Here is an 18345-nt window from a genome sequence, read left to right on the forward strand (position 1 = left end):
CCGGCCTGTGCCGGGTTTTTTATTTCATTCTCTGGTGACATCTGCACATTACTTGCTGGCGATATTGCCGCCAATGTCTTTCCACGCAAACAGATTCTTCCAGGACCCATAGACCATGTTGGGATATTCCGGTCGCCCCAGGCTACCGTTGTAGCGGCCCAGTGCGCGGAACAGATCACCATTTTCCACATCCAGGTAATAACGCAGGATCGTGCAGCCGTAACGCAGATTGGTATTCATGTCGAACAGGTTCTGGTCAGCACTGCCAATCTGACGCACCCAGAATGGCATTACCTGCATCAAGCCCCGCGCGCCCACACTGGAGAGCGCATAACGATTAAACCCGCTCTCCACATTGATCAGGCCCAGCACCATTTGCGGGTCCAGCCCGGCCCGGGTGGCTTCGTACTGCACGGCCGTCAACAACTTGCGGCGCATGAATTCGTCTGGAATCTTCTTGACCAGACGATTCGACATTTCATTCAGCCACGCCTCTCCCTCGGCCCTGTTATCAAAGACCAGCCGGGGCTGAATGCCATCGCCCACCGAACGCGCCATGGCGCTTTGCACAGAGGTGGACAATGCCTCTTCTTTCTGGGCACCGGCACATGCCAGAGCAGAGGCAGCTAACAGGCAGATAAATAACGCTTTTTTCACGGTCACACATCAACACAGCACAATGGCGCGACTGTAAGCCGAGCACGGTTCAGGGTCAATGCCATATGGCCGATCAGCCACACCGCTGACCCGGCCAAACTGTTTCAGCCTACTTTTGAAAGCGGAAACACTGGTGAATCCGCTTGTTGCGGAAATCCTCAGGCACAGATTGCTCACTGATGTCCTGACACAAAGGCACCAAGGCTTCATCCATCTTGAAGCTACGCAGGTTATTGGAGAAATACAGCACGCCGCCCGGATGCAACATATCCAGACAGCTTTCCACCATCCAGCGATGGTCGCGCTGAACATCCAGCACACCCTGCATTTTCTTTGAGTTTGAGAACGACGGTGGATCAAGAATGATCAGGTCATACAACCAGCCGCCATCCAGCGTTTCTTCCAGATATTGCAGTACGTCCGTCCGAACGCGGCGATGCTGCGGCCCGTCAAAACCGTTGAGCGCCATATTGCGCGCAGTCCAGTCCAGATAGGTGTTAGAGAGATCCACTGACGTGGTGCTCTTCGCACCACCCGCTGCGGCATACACGCTGAACGAGCCGGTATAGCAAAAGAGATTCAGCACACGTTTGCCCGCGGCCTCTTCTCGCACCCGCTGCCGGGTATTGCGGTGATCCAGGAAAAGACCGGTATCCAGATAGGCATCCAGGTTCACCAGAAACTTAAGACCACGCTCGGTGACAACAAACTGCTCGCCTTCGGCGTCGTTCTTTTCATATTGCGTAGTGCCGCGCTGGCGCGCGCGCGTCTTGATGGCGACCAGGTCTTCATCAATGCCCAGCGCATCGGCCGTGGCATACCAGATGTCCGATAGCCATTCTTCATGCGCGCCTTCGGTCTGCACCCAGCCCGTGTCGTACTCTTGCAACTGCACGTGGCCGTCATACCAATCCACGATGACCGGAAACTCAGGAACATCTCGGTCATAAAGGCGGTAGCAAGTCAGGTCTTCACGCCGCGCCCATTTGGAAAGGCGCTTGAAATTTTTGGCGAGCCGGTTGCTGTAACTGGCGATATCAGGCATTCAAAGTACTATCCATTTGTCATGCCACTCATCGATCGGCATGTTCTTTGACACAAAAAATTAACCGGCAGCCAGGAGGGTTTTCTCCATAACCGCCGGTCGGTTGTTGCAGCCAGGCAACAGCCCTAGCCACGCTGCCGGCCTGACATGGCCAGTAAGCGCTTGAACACAGGCTCGGGGACGTACTGGCCAACGACATCCTCCCATCCGGCAGGGCCGACCAGGCCCTTCACCATGGTAGAACTGACCTCCGCGATCTCCCGCGGGGGCATCAGAAAGATGGTGTCGATATGCGGCGCCAGATCCGCGTTTACATAGCGCATTTTGCGCTCAAACTCATAATCGGCGGCCTCGCGAATGCCACGGATGATGTAGTCCGCATTCAGCTCACGGGCGTAATCGACAAGAAAACGGTTCTCAAAACACTCTACGCGCAGATTGGGCAAATGTTGCGTGGCTTCACGCAACATGGCCAGCCGTTCATCCACGCTGAAGGTGTACCGTTTGTCAGGATTCTCACCAATAGCGACCACCATCTCGTCAAACAGACGGACGCCATGTTCAATCATCCAGAGGTGACCGTTAGTCACCGGATCGAAGCTACCGGCATAAACGCCACGCCGCATGTCATTTCCTTTCCAGACGCGAGTCGCCACTATAACATCACCCAATGTTAAATCAGGATGACGCGGAAAAAATCCGGCAACTGGTTTGGCGTGAAGTCCACACAAAAAATAGAGTTGGGGGAGATCCATGATTCTGCGCAATGTCCTGCTTACGCTGGCATTGATGGCCACGGCTACCTCACAGGCCGACATCAATATCGGTGAGTCTGTTCCCACTTCAGGGCTGGCCGGCGACACCGGCAAAGCACTGGCCTTGGGGGCTTCTATCTATTTTGGTCGCGTTAATGCCCAAGGCGGCATCAACGGCGAACCGATCAACCTGATCACCCGCGACGATGGCTACGACGCTACCCGCACGTTAGCCAACACGCACGACCTGCTTGAAAAAGAAAACGCTGTCGCCCTGATTGGCTACTACGGCACCACGCCGATGCAAGAGCTGATCAAATCCAGAATGCTGGATAACGCCGGTGTAGCACTGGTTGGCGCCTATTCCGGAGCCGACAGCATCCGCAATCCGGGCAGCCCGTATTTTTTCCAGACCCGTGCCAGCTATACCGACGAGATTGAACGCATTGTCTCGTTGCTCAATGACCACCTCGGGGTGACCCGCATTGCGGTCGTGGCACAGAAGGATGGTTTTGGCGAAGCAGGGTACACGGCGCTCAAGAACGAACTGGCCAAACGCAAGCTGACGCTGGCGGGTGAAGCCTGGTACGACAAAAACACAGGCGATACCAACGGTGCGGCGCAAACATTGGCCAAAATCAATCCGGAAGCGATTGTGCTGGTGGCGATCTCCAAACCGGCTGCGACCTTCACCAAGCAATACAAAGCGCTGGGTGGCACTTCGCAGCTGTATGGTTTGTCGCCCATCCAGTATGACGAGGTCACCAAAGCCGTCGGCGTGGGTACCGCGCATGGTATTGGCTTGTCTCAGGTTTTCCCGGCACCCACCAATGCTCAGCTCAAGTTGATCCGGGACTTCCAGAAAGACGCCGAGCCGTTCCTGAAAACGGGTGACTACCCGAGCTACGCCTTGCTGGAAGGGTACATTTCTGCGCGCCTGTTGACTGAGGCCATCAAGCGCGCCGGCAAGAACCCAACCCGGGCCAGCGTGTACACCGCGCTATCCAATATGCGCAAATTCGATCTGGGTGGTTTTACGGTAGATTTCTCCGACAAACGCCGACTGGGTTCGAACTTTGTTGAACTGACCATGATCTCGCCTACGGGTACGCTCACGCGCTGATCAATAAAGACGCATCAAGGGTTCGCAAGCAAAACCGGCCTCAGGGCCGGTTTTTTTATATTTTGTGGGCCACATCCCACAATACGTTGCGGCAAACAGGATGCAACCGTCGCGTTTTCTTCTCGTCCAACCTGTAGGGTCATTGGCCCTTTGCGACAAGGAGAAAACACCATGACACGCATCCAGTCCCTATTGGCGCTGTGCGCCCTGCCGCTGGCCATTTACACCGGGCAAGTCCTGGCCGAAGACATGGCGCAAGCACTGCAGCCCCAGCAAACCGAAAATGGCGGCACATTTATCACCGGTGGCATCGGTGATGAAGAAATGGCGCAGCTCAAATCAACACGCAGTGACTACAACGTTCATCTGCTATTCACTGGCAAAACCGGCGAATTCCAGTCCGGCGTGAAGGTACAGATCGCCAACGGCAAGGGTGATGTAGTGCTTGAGACCACCACCACCGGCCCGTATCTGTACGCCAAATTGCCAGCGGGCAAATACAAGATCAACGCCACGCTGGAAGATCGCACGCAAAGCCGCAGTATCCAGGTGGCCAGCCGTAGCGGTGGTGACACCCAGATCACGTTCTAGACAGCAGGCTGCATATACCAACAGAAGCGGGCCGGCAGGGCCCGTTTCTGTCTTCTACTACATCATCTCTTGTATCCAGACTTACCGTGTTCAATCTGCAACACTCAGCCAGCCAGAAAAACATGAAAGCCTGACTTTTGCCGTGATCCCTCTGCTTCTTTCCACGACCGTTTGATTTTTGCCGCCCTGGATCTTTTCTGCGCTGGGATTAGTCCATATCACACCTCCAGAATGTTTCGTCCTGTATCAACTGATTGATCAATCTCAGGATGAAGAAAGCCCAATAAAAACAGGAGGATCGATATGCATGACTCTCAAGCGCAGTTCCGTCGGACAACAATCCACATTTCAATCCTGGTCGCCGCGCTGACTCTGGGTGCATGTGGCGGTGGCAGCGATAGCGGTTTTGACGCTGTAAATCTCTCGACACAGCCCGCATCAACCACGCAGCCCAGCACCACGCCAACACCGGCCCCCTCGCCCACAACAACACCAACTCCCGCGCCTACACCAACTTCGACGCCGACGCCGACGCCAACATCAACCCCGAGCGCGACCGAATTCACGCAGAGCTCGGTTGCCATGGCAAACCCGGCGCCCACCAGCAGCCTCTCGCTGTTCAACCTGGAAGGCTACGCCCAAAGTGCCAACGTCACGGGTGGTGGCGTGATTGCCGAAACCAGCACCAATTACTGCAAGGTCAGTAATGCCACCGAGTTCACCGCGGCGATCAACAACATCAAATCCACCGCCAAGACGCCGTGCAAGGTCATCGAAATTACCGCGGATCTGAACCTGGGCTGGAATGAAATCGGCGCAGCAAACCAGACCGGCAACATGACAACAAACAACCCCTCCAACCTGCCGGCCACCACGCTAACAACCATGCGGGCGGCAGGAACATCGCTGATCAACATCCAGGCGTTTAGTGGTCTGACGATCTTTTCAAAAAATGGCGCGACCATCAGACACGCCGAATTCAACATCAAGAACGGCGGCAATATCATTTTGCGTAATCTGAAGTTTGCCGAGATGTGGGAATGGGATGAACTCACCAAAGGCAACTACGACAAGAACGACTGGGACTTCATCACCACCGGTGATGGCGGCGGCGTGGTGAACGGCGTGTGGATCGACCATTGCACGTTTACCAAAGCTTATGACGGCATCACCGACATCAAGGGCGCATCCAGCGTAACCGGTGGCACCACCGGCGTGACCGTCTCCTGGAGCGAAATCGTGCCGGAAGACCCGGTCTTCATGCAGCATGAATTCGATGCGATTGAGGCAGACCGGGCCAACAACCCGATGTACGACTACCTGCGTAAAGCCGGTTTCAGTGAGGACGACATCATCCGCGTTGCCACACCACAAAAGAAAAATTCACTTGTTGGTGCGCTTGATCTGAAAGAGTCCAGCGTTTACACCGTCACCTTGCATCACGACTATTTCAAGAACCTGCAAGACCGGATGCCCCGACTACGCAGCGGAGACGTGCATATCTACAACCTGTATGCAGATAGTTCAGACAATCTGCTGACCAAGGTATGGCGTGACAACATCGTCACCCAGAATGCACAGTTGTCCAAAGACCTGGATGGCAATGGCGGTACGCAGAAGTACCACTTCGAGATCATCTCCAATGGCTCGATCTCTACCGAGGGCGGTTCGATGGAGATCGCCAAGAGCGCGTATATTGGCGTGCTGACCCCGTTGCGGAACAACCAGTCGGACCCGTCCAACCCGGCATACACCGGTGCAATCCGGGCGTTTGATGTCATGCATTCGCTGCTGGCATCGCAAATGCCGGTCGCGTCACAACAATCGACCTATACCGATACGCTGGGCAATGTCTGGGCGACGTGGGAAGGGAACAGCCATGGGGCTAACTCGACCCTGGGACCAAACCAGGCACCGGAGATCGCCTTTGCATGGCACAACGGGACACCCACCTATACCGCGCACATGCATGAAGTCAGCCAGCTGAAGGATTTGTTGAGCGGCCCCAACAGCAAGGCCGGTGCAGGCAGGATCACCATGACCACCGCACAGTGGCTCAGCCCGACCAACTGAGGTTGGTGTCACGCAGAAATAAAAAAACGGCATCGCAAGATGCCGTTTTTCTTTACGCCAAACCAGCAACACCTTAGCGCGGCAGGAGCGTAGAACCCATCAAGAACGCATCGACTTCACGCGCGGCCTGACGGCCTTCACGGATCGCCCACACCACCAGAGACTGGCCACGACGCACGTCACCGGCGGCGAAGACTTTCTCGACGTTGGTGGCGTAGCAACCGGCGCCATCCGTGGTGGCTTTGGCGTTGCCGCGACCATCACGCTCGACACCGAAGCCTTCCAGAATGCTGGCGATCGGGTTGGTAAAGCCCATGGCCAGGAACACGAGGTCAGCCTTGATCTCGAATTCGCTGCCCGGCACTTCCACCGGCTTGCCCGCTTGCCATTCCAGACGCACGCACTTGATCGCGGTGAGCTTGCCGTTTTCGCCGATGAACTCTTTGGTCATCACTGAGAAGTCACGTTCTACGCCTTCGTCATGGCTCGACGAAGTGCGCAGCTTCACCGGCCAGTACGGCCAGGTGATGGACTTGTTCTCTTGCTCCGGCGGCATCGGCATCACTTCCAGCTGCGTCACGGCGACAGCGCCATGACGGTTGGAGGTGCCCACGCAGTCAGAACCGGTATCGCCACCACCAATCACCACGACATGCTTGCCTTCAGCACTGATCGGATTCGGCGCGTCACCGGCAACCGTCTTGTTCTGCGGAATCAGGAATTCCAGCGCGAAATGCACGCCCGTGAGTTCACGACCCGGTACCGGCAGATCACGCGGTACTTCAGAACCGCCAGTCAGGATCACAGCATCGAACTCGGCCTTGAGCTGATCCGGGCTGATGACGGTGGTGGCATCGTTGACGATACCGGCCGGCAATTTGCCGTCCACAGCCACCAGTGTGCGGGTGCGGAACACCACGCCTTCGGCTTCCATTTGCGTCATGCGACGATCGATAACGCTCTTTTCCAGCTTGAAGTCCGGAATACCGTAACGCAGCAAGCCACCGACGCGGTCGTTCTTTTCGAACACGGTCACGCTGTGACCGGCGCGCGCCAGTTGCTGGGCCGCAGCCATACCGGCCGGGCCGGAACCGACGATGGCGACGGTCTTGCCGGTTTTCACCGGGGCGATTTGCGGCGCAATCCAGTTGTTTTCCCAACCCTTGTCGACGATGTAACGCTCAATGGACTTGATGCCCACCGGGTCAGCATTGATGCCAAGGGTACAGGCGGCTTCACACGGTGCCGGACAGATGCGGCCGGTGAACTCCGGGAAGTTGTTGGTCGAGTGCAGTACGGTCAGCGCTTCTTGCCAGTTGCCGCGATAAACCAGATCGTTCCAGTCCGGAATGATGTTGTTCACCGGGCAACCGTTATTGCAGAACGGAATGCCGCAATCCATACAACGCGCGCCTTGTGTCTTGGCGGCGTCATCGGCCAGACGCAGTACGAACTCTTTGTAGTGCGTTACACGTTCGGCAACCGGCGCGTAGCTCTCGGATACGCGCTCAAACTCGAGGAAACCTGTCGGCTTACCCATTATGCGATCTCCTTTTGCGGGGCGCTGGCAGTAGCGGCCATGTCTTTCAGGGCACGGCGGTATTCGTTCGGGAACACTTTGACAAAGCGGGCACGGGCGGCTGGCCAGTCGGCCAGAATCGCCTTGGCACGGGCGCTGCCCGTGGCGGCCAGATGCTGTTCAACCAGCGCCTTGAGCAAGGTTTCGTCTGCCTGACCGCGATGCTTGGGTTCATCACCCTGTTCCGCTGCCGGTGCAACCGATTCCAGCGCCACTTGCGCCATGTTGCAGTGATCCGCGAAATCGCCATCTACGTCGTAGACGTAAGCGATACCGCCGGACATCCCCGCCGCAAAGTTGCGGCCGGTCTTGCCCAGTACCACCACAGTGCCACCGGTCATGTATTCACAACCGTGATCGCCGGTGCCTTCCACCACGGCGGTTGCGCCGGAGTTACGCACGGCAAAACGCTCGCCACCGACACCTGCCAGGAAGGCCTCGCCTTCGGTCGCGCCGTACAGCACGGTGTTGCCACAGATGATGTTGTCAGCGGTGTAACCGGCAAAGTTGGCGTTCGGGCGGATGATGATGCGGCCGCCAGACAAACCCTTACCCACGTAGTCGTTACCTTCGCCCACCAGATCAAACGTCACGCCCTTGGCGAGGAACGCGGCAAAGCTCTGACCGGCGGTGCCGTTCAGGGTGACGTGGATGGTGTCGTCCGGCAGACCCTTGTGGCCGTAACGGGCCGCCACTGCGCCAGAGAGCATCGAACCCGCAGTGCGGTTGATGTTCTTGATGCTGGTGGTGATGCTGACCTTCTCGCCTTTTTCCAGTGCCGGGGCGGCTTGCGCCAGCAACTGGTTGTCCAGTGCTTTTTCCAGGGCGTGATCCTGGTTTTCCACATGCAGACGCGCCACGCTAGCGGGCACATCCGGCTGATGGAATACACGGCTGAAGTCCAGACCCTGAGCCTTCCAGTGTTCGATACCGGCGCGCTTGTCCAGCAGGTCAGCACGGCCAACCAGCTCGTCAAACTTGCGTACGCCCAACTTCGCCATGATTTCACGCACTTCTTCAGCAACAAAGAAGAAGTAATTCACCACGTGTTCCGGCTGGCCGGAGAAGCGCTTGCGCAGTTCCGGATCTTGCGTCGCCACGCCCACCGGGCAGGTGTTCAGGTGGCACTTGCGCATCATGATGCAGCCTTCGACGACCAGCGGTGCGGTAGCAAAGCCAAATTCATCTGCACCCAGGAGCGCGCCAATCACGACGTCACGACCGGTCTTCATCTGACCGTCAACCTGCACACGCACACGGCCACGCAACTGGTTCAGCACCAGCGTTTGCTGGGTTTCAGCCAGGCCCAGTTCCCACGAGGTGCCGGCATGCTTGATGGACGACAGCGGCGAAGCGCCGGTACCACCATCATGACCTGCCACCACAATGTGGTCAGCCTTGGCCTTGGCCACGCCCGCAGCCACGGTACCGATACCTACTTCGGAGACCAGCTTGACGGAGATCGACGCCTTGCGGTTCACGTTCTTCAGATCGTGGATCAGCTGAGCCAGATCCTCAATCGAGTAGATGTCGTGGTGCGGCGGCGGCGAGATCAAACCCACGCCCGGTACCGAGTGACGCAGGAAGCCGATGTACTCGGACACCTTGTGACCCGGCAACTGGCCGCCTTCACCCGGCTTGGCACCTTGTGCCATCTTGATCTGGATCTGGTCAGCGTTAACCAGGTATTCAGTAGTCACACCAAAGCGGCCGGAAGCGACTTGTTTGATGGCCGAACGCAGGCTGTCGCCTTCCTGGAAGGTGTAGTCGCGCTCAATCCGGCCCTTGCCGATCACTTCAGACAGCTTTTCACCCGCCTTGAGCGGAATGAAACGACGCGCATCTTCACCACCCTCACCCGTGTTCGACTTGCCGCCGATACGGTTCATGGCAATGGCCAGCGTGGTGTGTGCTTCGGTCGAGATCGAACCCAGCGACATGGCACCGGTGGCGAAACGCTTGACGATTTCCTTGGCTGGCTCGACTTCGTCCAGCGGGATGGCATCGCCAATTGCGCTGAATTCAAACAAGCCGCGCAGGGTCAGGTGACGCTTGGTCTGATCATTGATCAGCGCGGCGTATTCCTTGTACGTCTCGGTCTTGCCGGTACGGGTAGCGTGTTGCAGCTTGGCGATCGAATCCGGTGTCCACAGGTGTTCTTCACCGCGGATACGGAAGGCGTAATCACCGCCGGCATCCAGCGCGTTAGCCAGTACCGGGTCAGCCGAGAACGCAGCCTGATGCAGCTTGAACGCTTCTTCAGCGACTTCAAACAGACCCAGACCTTCGATGTTGGACGGTGTACCGGTGAAATACTTGTTCACCAGCGACTTCTTCAGGCCAACCGCTTCAAAGATTTGTGCGCCGGTATAGGACATGTAGGTGGAAATGCCCATCTTGGACATCACCTTCATCAGGCCCTTGCCGATCGCCTTGATGTAATGCTTCTGGTACTTGGCAACTGTTTCTGCATCGCCACCGGCCATATCGGCCAAGGTAGCCATCGCCAGGTACGGGTGAACGGCTTCTGCGCCGAAACCACCCAACAAGGCGAAGTGATGGGTTTCGCGCGCGGAACCAGTCTCAACCACCAGACCGGTGCTGGTACGCAGGCCTTCGTTCACCAGATGCAGGTGAATGCTGGAAGTGGCCAGCAGCGCCGGGATCGCGACATTGTTGCGATCCATCTTGCGGTCAGACACGATCAGGATGTTGGCACCGCTCTTGACGGCATCTTCAGCTTCAGCAGCCAGCGACGCGAGACGTGCCTCGATACCTGCCGGGCCCCATGCGGCCGGATAACAGATGTCCAGTTCGTGCGAGCGGAACTTGCCACCGGTGTACTTGCCGATGTGGCGAATCTTCTCGATATCGCCAGCCGACAGCACCGGCTGAGAGACTTCCAGACGGATCGGCGGGTTGATGTCAGACGGGTCCAGCAGATTGGGCTTGGGACCAATGAACGACACCAGCGACATCACCAGATCTTCACGGATCGGGTCGATCGGCGGGTTGGTGACCTGCGCAAACAGTTGCTTGAAGTAGGCGTAAAGCGGCTTGGCCTTGTTCGACAGCACGGTCAGCGCGGCGTCGTTACCCATCGAACCGGTGCCTTCTTCGCCCAGCTTGGCCATCGGTTCCAGAATGAACTTGATGTCTTCCTGGGTGTAGCCGAAGGCTTGCTGGCAATCGAGCACAGTAGAACAGGGCGCGCCCGGCAGTTCGGTAGCGTCTTGCACTTCATCGAGCTTGATGCGGATCTTGCCAATCCATTCCTTGTACGGACGGGCATTGGCCAGCGAACCCTTGATCTCGCCGTCATCAATAATGCGGCCTTGTTCCAGATCGATCAGGAACATCTTGCCCGGTTGCAGGCGCCACTTCTTGTTGATGCGGCTGTCTTCAATCGGCAACACGCCGGATTCAGACGCCATCACCACCAGATCGTCATTGGTCACCAGATAACGGGCCGGACGCAGACCGTTACGGTCCAGCGTGGCGCCAATCTGACGGCCATCAGTAAACGCCACGGCGGCGGGGCCGTCCCACGGCTCCATCATCGCGGCATGGTATTCATAGAAGGCACGACGATTGTCGTCCATCAGCGTGTGCTTTTCCCACGCTTCCGGGATCATCATCATCACAGCCTGGGCCAGCGTATAGCCGCCCATGACCAACAATTCCAGCGCGTTATCAAACGAGGCGGAGTCAGACTGGCCCGGGTAAATCAGCGGCCAGACTTTTTCCAGGCTCTTGCCCAGCACCGGCGAGCTGATGGCTTTTTCACGCGCGGTAATCCAGTTCACGTTGCCGCGCACGGTGTTGATTTCACCGTTGTGGGCAATCATGCGGAACGGGTGCGCCAGATCCCAGGTCGGGAACGTGTTGGTCGAGAAACGCTGGTGAACCAGAGCCAGTGCGGACACGCAACGGGCGTCGGCCAGATCGTGGTAGTACTCACCCACTTGATCAGCCAGCAACAGGCCCTTGTAGTTCACGGTACGGGCCGAGAACGACGGGACATAGAATTCATGACCGTGAGTCAGCTTCAGGCGACGGATCGCATGGCTGGCGGACTTGCGGATAATGTAGAGCTTGCGTTCGAGCGCATCGGTCACCAGCACGTCCGGGCCGCGACCAACGAAGATCTGGCGAATCACCGGCTCTTTGGCGCGCACGGTCGGCGACATCGGCATGGCGCGGTCAACCGGCACATCACGCCAGCCCAGCACCACCTGGCCTTCCACACGGACGGCGCGCTCGATTTCTTCCTGACAGGCTTCGCGCGAGGCGGCTTCTTGCGGCAGGAACACCATGCCCACACCGTATTCACCATACGGGGGCAAGGTCACGCCCTGGCGTGCCATTTCTTCGCGATAGAGTGCATCCGGAATCTGGATCAGAATACCGGCACCGTCGCCCTGGAGCGGGTCAGCGCCCACGGCGCCACGGTGATCCAGATTTTTCAGGATCAACAACCCTTGTTCGACGATCGAATGAGACTTCTGGCCCTTCATGTGGGCGACGAAACCAACGCCACAGGCGTCGTGTTCGTGTGCGGGATCGTACAACCCCTGCTGCTGGGGCATCACGTGATCCATCACGGTCTTTCCTTCTGGCTAAGCGCACCCGTACCCAGTTCATCTCGGCGGGCGACGCACAGGTCAAAAAAGGCCGACATTGCGTCAGCCTGGTTCCGATAATTCGATAATCCAGAGCCTGTTTACAATCTTTGCTCGCCAGCGTTCGGCATGCCAGTGGCTGTATACAAGGCGACAGTTGCGCCGCGGTACTAGGTACCGCAAGTGACTGGCAACGCCGTAGAGAGCCACTGGCATGCCGAACCCGAAGGGCCGGGCCATGAACAGGCCATCCACTGCGTTGTACTCCTTGCCAATAGCGGGCTATTGGCTGCGTCGCACGTCTTGTGCCTGACCAGTACATGGCCCGGCGCCGGTATGCAAAGACTGTAAACAGGCTCTTACAGGGTCGAGCGGCTAGTCCGGATCTCACGGAGCTGGCGTCGACGAGGCTGGCGGGGTAGCCAGCGCACGGTGCGCGAGCGCGTTGGTATAACGCAGCGCACAAAATGGCAATCATATTGCCAGAAATTCTGCCCTGATCAGAGGCATTTTTTCCAAAAAATGACAGAAAACGGTGCGAATGCCGTTCGTTCGTCGGGAAACCGTTGTATGTTTGTCAGATCATCATGACTACATAATTTCACGTATGTTTTATGTCAGTCACAAATCAGCAAACTACATCTGTTATGCGCCTGTTATTTTTACCTCTGCAATGAAGTGCTTGATAGGTATCAATACACAGAATTCATGCGGTCATCATGCTTCAATAATGAGAATGATTCTTGAAAGCGAGATGCAGCATGTGCCCTCTGTTCGAGCTGTCGTTAGAAACGCCCGCCCGTGTATTAAAACTACATACCCCCGCCGAACTCACCCAACGCCTTTGTGCATTGGGTCTGCGACCAGGACGCGAGGTCACGGTGCTGCGACGCGGCTGGTTGGGTGGCCCGCTTCAGTTGCGGATCGGCAGCACAGAACTCATGCTGCGACGCGAGCATGCTCGTGCCATTGAGGTTGAGACCCTGCCTGTGCGGGAGGGTTGATCATGCAACGAATCGCGCTGGTTGGCATGCCCAACACGGGTAAATCCACGCTGTTCAATCGCATTACCGGGGGTAATGCCCGCGTTGCCAACTGGCCGGGTTTGACGGTTGATCTGGCCACACACCGGGTTTTGCTCGGCGCCAAAATGGTGCAGATGATCGATCTACCCGGCATCTATGATCTCTCGGGCGGTGCAGAAGATGAACGCATCGCCCAGTCGTTTCTGGCCAACACCGCATTGACCGGCGTGATTGTCTTGCTGAATGCAACGCAGCTTGATCGCCAGTTGGGTCTTGCCCTGCAACTGAAGGCGCTGGGTGCCCCCATGGTTGTGGCGCTCAATATGGCGGATGAGGCCCGCAGCGCGGGTATCACGGTTGATACCGCCGCATTGGGCCAGAAACTGGGCTGCCCGGTGTTGCTGATCTCTGCCAAGCGCGGCGACGGTATTGCTGATTTGAAACAAGCGTTGATCGATCTGACGAGCCGCAATCAGCAAGTCAATCTGGACTTCACGTGCTTGCGAGCAGCAGCGGCCTTTCACGACGAGGAGGCGCACCTCCATCATCATCACGTGAGCCGTCCACCCACGATGCCAGCCAGCATCACAGCCAGAATCGACCGCTGGATTCTGCATCCGGCACTCGGCCTGCCGCTGTTTGTGCTGACCATGTTTGTCCTGTTCCAGCTCACCTTTGCCATTGGCACACCGTTGCAAGACGCGCTGGGCAGTGGCATTGACTGGATCAAGTCTTCCTGGCTGGAGCCCGCACTGGCCGGCGCGCCGGAGATCGTCCGCGGGGCCTTGCTTGATGGCTTGTATGACGGCGTCGGCACCGTACTCACCTTTGCGCCGCTGATCTTCCTGTTTTTCTCGCTGATGGCCGTCATTGAAGACTCGGGCTACTTCGCCCGTGCCGCTTTCATGATGGATGGGCTCATGGCGCGGCTCGGTCTGGATGGCCGTGGCTTTGTCATGCTGATGATGGGGTTTGGCTGCAATGTGCCCGCGCTGATGGGCACCCGGGTGATCCGTGACCCGAAAGCCCGCCGCCTGACCATGCTGACCATTCCGTTCGCACTGTGTTCAGCGCGTTTGCAGATTTTCCTGTTCCTGTGCGCAGCTTTGTTCACACCGGCGCAAGCGCCGTGGGTGCTGTTGGGCTTATATCTGGCGAGCATCGTGATCGCACTGGGCACCGCATGGTTGTTGCGCAAGCGCTTTACGTCTTCCGAACCCTTTGCGCTGGAACTGCCTCCGTTTCGCCTGCCGCTGTTCAAACAGATTCGTCTACGCGGATGGGGTGAGACCCGCGCCTTTTTGCGCACGGCCTCGACCATGATTGTTGCCGGTGTCTTGCTGGTCTGGTTCCTGACCCATTATCCGAACGAGCATCACAGCTACGCTGCCATGGTAGCGGACGTGCTGGAACCGGTACTCACGCCGATTGGCATTCATTCAGAGATGTCGATTGCACTGATCTTCGGGTTTGTCGCCAAGGAAGTCGTATTGGGCGCGCTTTCGGTGATCACCGGCGTGCAAGGTAACGCCCTCTCGGCCCACCTGGCCAGCAGCATGGACCCGGTCTCCGCCATCTCTTTCATGTTGTTCACGCTGATCTATGTACCGTGCGTGGCCACCGTGGCGACCATGCACAAAGAGTCAAAGAGCGCCTGGTTTACGGCTGGCTCGGTGGCGTGGTCATTGGGGCTGGCGTGGGTGTTGTGTTTTGTGTTTTATCAGGGCACCCGTCTGATTGGGGGCTGGTTCTAAAGCCGGGGACTTAGTCCGCTTCCCAATCTCCGGGGCCGGGTAGCTTGCTCCACATCTGCAAGCGTTTCGTATCAGCCAGTCGCATGGTCGGCTGGCTGAGCAGCCATTGCTCCAATGCCATGCGGCGATAGGTCAACTCTTCAATACTCACGCCTGCCAGCGCGCGTAGCAGCGCGGCCTGGTCCAGCAAGATTTCGCCATCAAAGATGGTCGCAGTGGCCAGATAAAGCTGGTCTTCAATGACCGCCACCCAATACACGCTATCGGTTTCCTCCACGAGCGCCAGCGTGCCGCGCGGCATGGCTGCCAGTTCTTTGGCCACCAGTTGCCCTACCATTTGCAGCCATTGCCAGGCGCTTTCGGTGCGGGTGTCGATGCCATAAGGCGGAATGTCAGTATCGACGGGGAAATCATTAAATGGCGCAGCAGGCATGATGGGCAGGCGGGAAATTCAATTTCAAGGTGAGATCAACAACGTGGCAGCGAGTTTTAGCTACTACCACGCAAGCGCAATTCAAAGCCCAGATCCAGTTGTTTTTGCGCTGGCGTCTGGCCTTCCATAAGCCCGAGCAACAAACTGGCTGCCTCAAAGCCAACCTTGTAACGCGGCGTGCGCACGCTGGTCAGCGTCGGCATGGCCCAGGCAGCGCCTTCCAGATCGTTAAAGCCAGCGACCGCCAGTTGTTCGGGCACCTTGATGCCTGTGCGATGACACCCAGTCAGCACACCCAGTGCCAAGTCATCGTTACAACAGAACACAGCATCACAATCCGGATGTTCCTGGCGCAGCACTTCCAGCATTTCTACGCCCATACCAATGCGGGACGGGCGCGGGTTCAGGTATTCCAGTTCAGGCGCATAACAGCCGGCGGCCTGCAGTGCTTTGCGGTAACCATCCAGCCGCTGCATCACCCGGGGGTCAAGCCGCGCGCCGAAAAAGGCAATGCGCTTGTAGCCGCGGTCCAGCAAGTGACGGGTGATCTGCCGTCCCGCTTCATCTTGCGAGAACCCCACACAAAAACGCTCGTTGGATGGATCGAGTTCCATCATGTGCACAGCCGGGATGCCCAGTCTGGCCAGACGCTGACGCATTTCCGGGCGCTGGCGGGTACCGGTCAGCAGCACGCCATCGGGCGCGTGCGAGAGATACGCCCGCAACAGGCGCTCTTCCTTTTCATCGTCATACGCCGTATTGCCAATGAGTATCTGATAGCCCTTGGGGTCCAGCACTTCATTGATACCGGCCAGCGTATCGATAAACACCGTATTGGAGAGCGAGGGGATCAGCACCGCCACGGTGTGCGAGCGCGACGACACCAGCGTGCGAGCCGAACGATTGGGCACATAACCCAGTTCATCCACTGCGGCGAGAATTTGCTCCCGCAGTTTTTCAGAGACCAGATCAGGTGAATTGAGCGCACGCGAAACCGTAATCGCACTCACCCCGACCTTGCCCGCTACATCGTGCAAGGTGGCTGCGCGAGACGCATTCTGGTTGGCTTTACGCGGCATAAAATCTTGGTGTGCTGACGGCAACAAAATTGAAACGGAAATCAGGATACCGGATTTTCCCGATACATCGGACAACCCGGCCCATCATCAGGGTATTCATTTATTGTTGGTCGCTCCACTGTTAACGTTAACATTACCATCAATGTAGTCGACAAAATCCGACAACATTTCAGCGCCCATGACACGCACACGACCAGCGGACTGCGCACTCACGCCCTGCCGGCATCGCCTCGCAGGCACACGAAATATTGGAGATCGATCATGCTGAAAGTACGACTGACCCTGTGCGCTGCCGCGCTGTTGAGTCTGGCTGCCACCGCGCAAGCGGCTGAAGTGGAAGTGCTGCATTACTGGACCAGCGGCGGCGAAGCCAAAGCAGCAGGCGAACTCAAAACCATGCTGGAAGCCAAGGGCGACAAGTGGAAAGACTTCGCCGTGGCCGGCGGCGCTGGTGAAAACGCCATGACCGCACTGAAAACCCGCGTGGTTTCTGGCAACCCGCCCGCTGCAGCCCAACTGAAGGGCCCGGCCATTCAGGAATGGGGTGACCAGGGCGTGCTGGTTTCGATTGATGATGTGGCCAAAACCGAAGGCTGGGACAAACTCCTCCCGCCTGTGGTGGCCAATGTCATGAAATACAAAGGCCAGTATGTCGCGGCCCCGGTGAATGTGCATCGTGTGAACTGGCTGTGGATCAACGCGGACCTCCTGAAAAAAGCCAACGCCAAAGCCCCGACCACCTGGGATGAATTCTTCAAAACGGCCGATGCCATGCAAAAAGCCGGCATTTTGCCAGTCGCCATTGGTGGTCAGTCCTGGCAAGAAGCCGAGCTGCTGGAAAGCGTGGCATTGGGCGTTGGCGGTGCCAACTTCTACAAGAAAGCATTCGTACAGCTAGATCAAACCGCGCTGAAAAGCCCAACCATGATCAAGGTGCTGGAAACCTACAAACGCATCAAACCGTACACCGATAAAGCCGCCAATGGCCGCGACTGGAACCTGGCTACCGCCATGGTCATTAACGGCAAAGCAGGTATGCAGTTCATGGGGGACTGGGCCAAGGGTGAATTTGCTGTCGCGGGCAAACAGGCAGGCAAAGACTTCCTGTGTGTCGCTGCCCCGGGTAGCACGGATGCCTATACCTTCAACGTCGACTCTTTTGCCTTCTTCAAGCTGAAAGACAAAGACGCACAAAAAGGCCAGAAAGACCTGGCTCAACTGTTGATGAGCACGCAATTCCAGGAAATATTCAACCTGTACAAGGGCTCTATCCCGGCACGTCAGGGCATGGACTTGTCCAAGTTTGACGACTGCGCCAAAAAGTCCTCCGCCGACTTCAAAAATGCCGCCGCCAAGGGCACGCTGGTCCCGTCCTGGGCGCATGACATGGCCATCCCTCCAGCCGCTGAAGGCGCGATCTATGACGTCGCCGCACAGTTCTGGAACGATGATGGCATGACAGCGCAAGCCGCTGCGCAGAAGATCGCCGCTGCGGCACGCGCGCAGTAAACCGCTTCTCTCCGAAGGCTGCAGCCCCCGTCTGGTCTTTTATGGCCGGTGGGGGCTGTGTTTTTCTGGCCGTCATTTAACGCATGGAGGGCGAGGTGAG

At 57.5% G+C, this 18345-nt stretch carries 13 protein-coding genes; 6 read left to right on the top strand and 7 right to left on the bottom strand.

The genetic code is table 11. The annotated features are described in order from the left end of the window. Nucleotides 1-48: 48 nt before the first annotated feature. From IEX44_RS19215 to coaD, 3 genes are all read right to left on the bottom strand, one after another. Nucleotides 49-663 carry a lytic transglycosylase domain-containing protein gene (locus IEX44_RS19215; RefSeq protein ID WP_373287808.1) on the bottom strand — a complete coding sequence of 205 codons (615 nt, stop codon included), beginning with the start codon at nt 661-663 and terminating at the stop codon, nt 49-51. Between the two features lie 103 nt (nt 664-766). Further along, nucleotides 767-1702 (bottom strand): class I SAM-dependent methyltransferase, encoded by a 936-nt coding sequence (locus tag IEX44_RS19220; protein WP_188698030.1) that lies wholly within the window; start codon nt 1700-1702, stop codon nt 767-769. 125 nt (nt 1703-1827) lie between these two features. Continuing rightward, a complete protein-coding gene (gene coaD, locus IEX44_RS19225) occupies nt 1828-2328 on the bottom strand; it encodes a pantetheine-phosphate adenylyltransferase (protein WP_188698032.1) in 501 nt (166 codons plus the stop codon). Nucleotides 2329-2455: 127 nt separating this feature from the next. On the opposite strand from coaD, the gene IEX44_RS19230 reads away from it, so the two are divergent. From IEX44_RS19230 to IEX44_RS19240, 3 genes are all read left to right on the top strand, one after another. Further along, the gene (locus IEX44_RS19230) at nt 2456-3580 is read left to right on the top strand and encodes an ABC transporter substrate-binding protein (RefSeq protein WP_188698035.1); all 1125 of its coding nucleotides are present in this window, start codon (nt 2456-2458) and stop codon (nt 3578-3580) included. Between the two features lie 171 nt (nt 3581-3751). Beyond that, nucleotides 3752-4171 (top strand): hypothetical protein, encoded by a 420-nt coding sequence (locus IEX44_RS19235; RefSeq protein ID WP_188698037.1) that lies wholly within the window; start codon nt 3752-3754, stop codon nt 4169-4171. A 303-nt stretch (nt 4172-4474) separates the two neighbouring features. Further along, nucleotides 4475-6244 (top strand): pectate lyase family protein, encoded by a 1770-nt coding sequence (locus tag IEX44_RS19240; RefSeq protein WP_188698039.1) that lies wholly within the window; start codon nt 4475-4477, stop codon nt 6242-6244. 73 nt (nt 6245-6317) lie between these two features. On the opposite strand, the gene IEX44_RS19245 is transcribed toward IEX44_RS19240, so the two are convergent. Both IEX44_RS19245 and gltB read right to left on the bottom strand, forming a co-directional pair. Continuing rightward, nucleotides 6318-7784 (bottom strand): glutamate synthase subunit beta, encoded by a 1467-nt coding sequence (locus tag IEX44_RS19245; RefSeq protein WP_188698043.1) that lies wholly within the window; start codon nt 7782-7784, stop codon nt 6318-6320. Further along, nucleotides 7784-12424, bottom strand: coding sequence for a glutamate synthase large subunit (gene gltB, locus IEX44_RS19250; protein WP_188698046.1), 4641 nt, complete (start codon nt 12422-12424; stop codon nt 7784-7786). The genes IEX44_RS19245 and gltB overlap by 1 nt, the downstream gene beginning before the upstream one ends. Nucleotides 12425-13206: 782 nt before the next feature. Between gltB and IEX44_RS21350 the strand changes: the two genes are divergently transcribed. Then, nucleotides 13207-13449 carry a FeoA family protein gene (locus tag IEX44_RS21350; protein WP_188698048.1) on the top strand — a complete coding sequence of 81 codons (243 nt, stop codon included), beginning with the start codon at nt 13207-13209 and terminating at the stop codon, nt 13447-13449. 2 nt (nt 13450-13451) lie between these two features. Continuing rightward, nucleotides 13452-15224: a ferrous iron transport protein B gene (feoB, locus tag IEX44_RS19260; RefSeq protein ID WP_188698050.1), complete on the top strand. Its 1773-nt coding sequence runs from the start codon at nt 13452-13454 to the stop codon at nt 15222-15224. A gap of 10 nt (nt 15225-15234) precedes the next feature. Here the strand turns inward: feoB and IEX44_RS19265 are convergent, their stop codons facing one another. Further along, entirely contained in the window at nt 15235-15657 is a 423-nt protein-coding gene (locus IEX44_RS19265; RefSeq protein ID WP_188698052.1) for a hypothetical protein, read from the bottom strand. Nucleotides 15658-15713: 56 nt separating this feature from the next. Continuing rightward, nucleotides 15714-16736: an HTH-type transcriptional regulator GntR gene (gntR, locus tag IEX44_RS19270; protein WP_188698054.1), complete on the bottom strand. Its 1023-nt coding sequence runs from the start codon at nt 16734-16736 to the stop codon at nt 15714-15716. A gap of 261 nt (nt 16737-16997) precedes the next feature. Here gntR and IEX44_RS19275 point away from each other — a divergent pair, with 261 nt between their 5' ends. After that, nucleotides 16998-18245, top strand: a complete 1248-nt coding sequence (locus IEX44_RS19275; protein WP_188698056.1) for an ABC transporter substrate-binding protein — start codon at nt 16998-17000, stop codon at nt 18243-18245. Nucleotides 18246-18345 lie beyond the last annotated feature (100 nt).

Origin of the sequence: Silvimonas amylolytica (assembly GCF_014645555.1) — a bacterium.
GTDB classification, from domain to species: Bacteria; Pseudomonadota; Gammaproteobacteria; order Burkholderiales; family Chitinibacteraceae; genus Silvimonas; species Silvimonas amylolytica.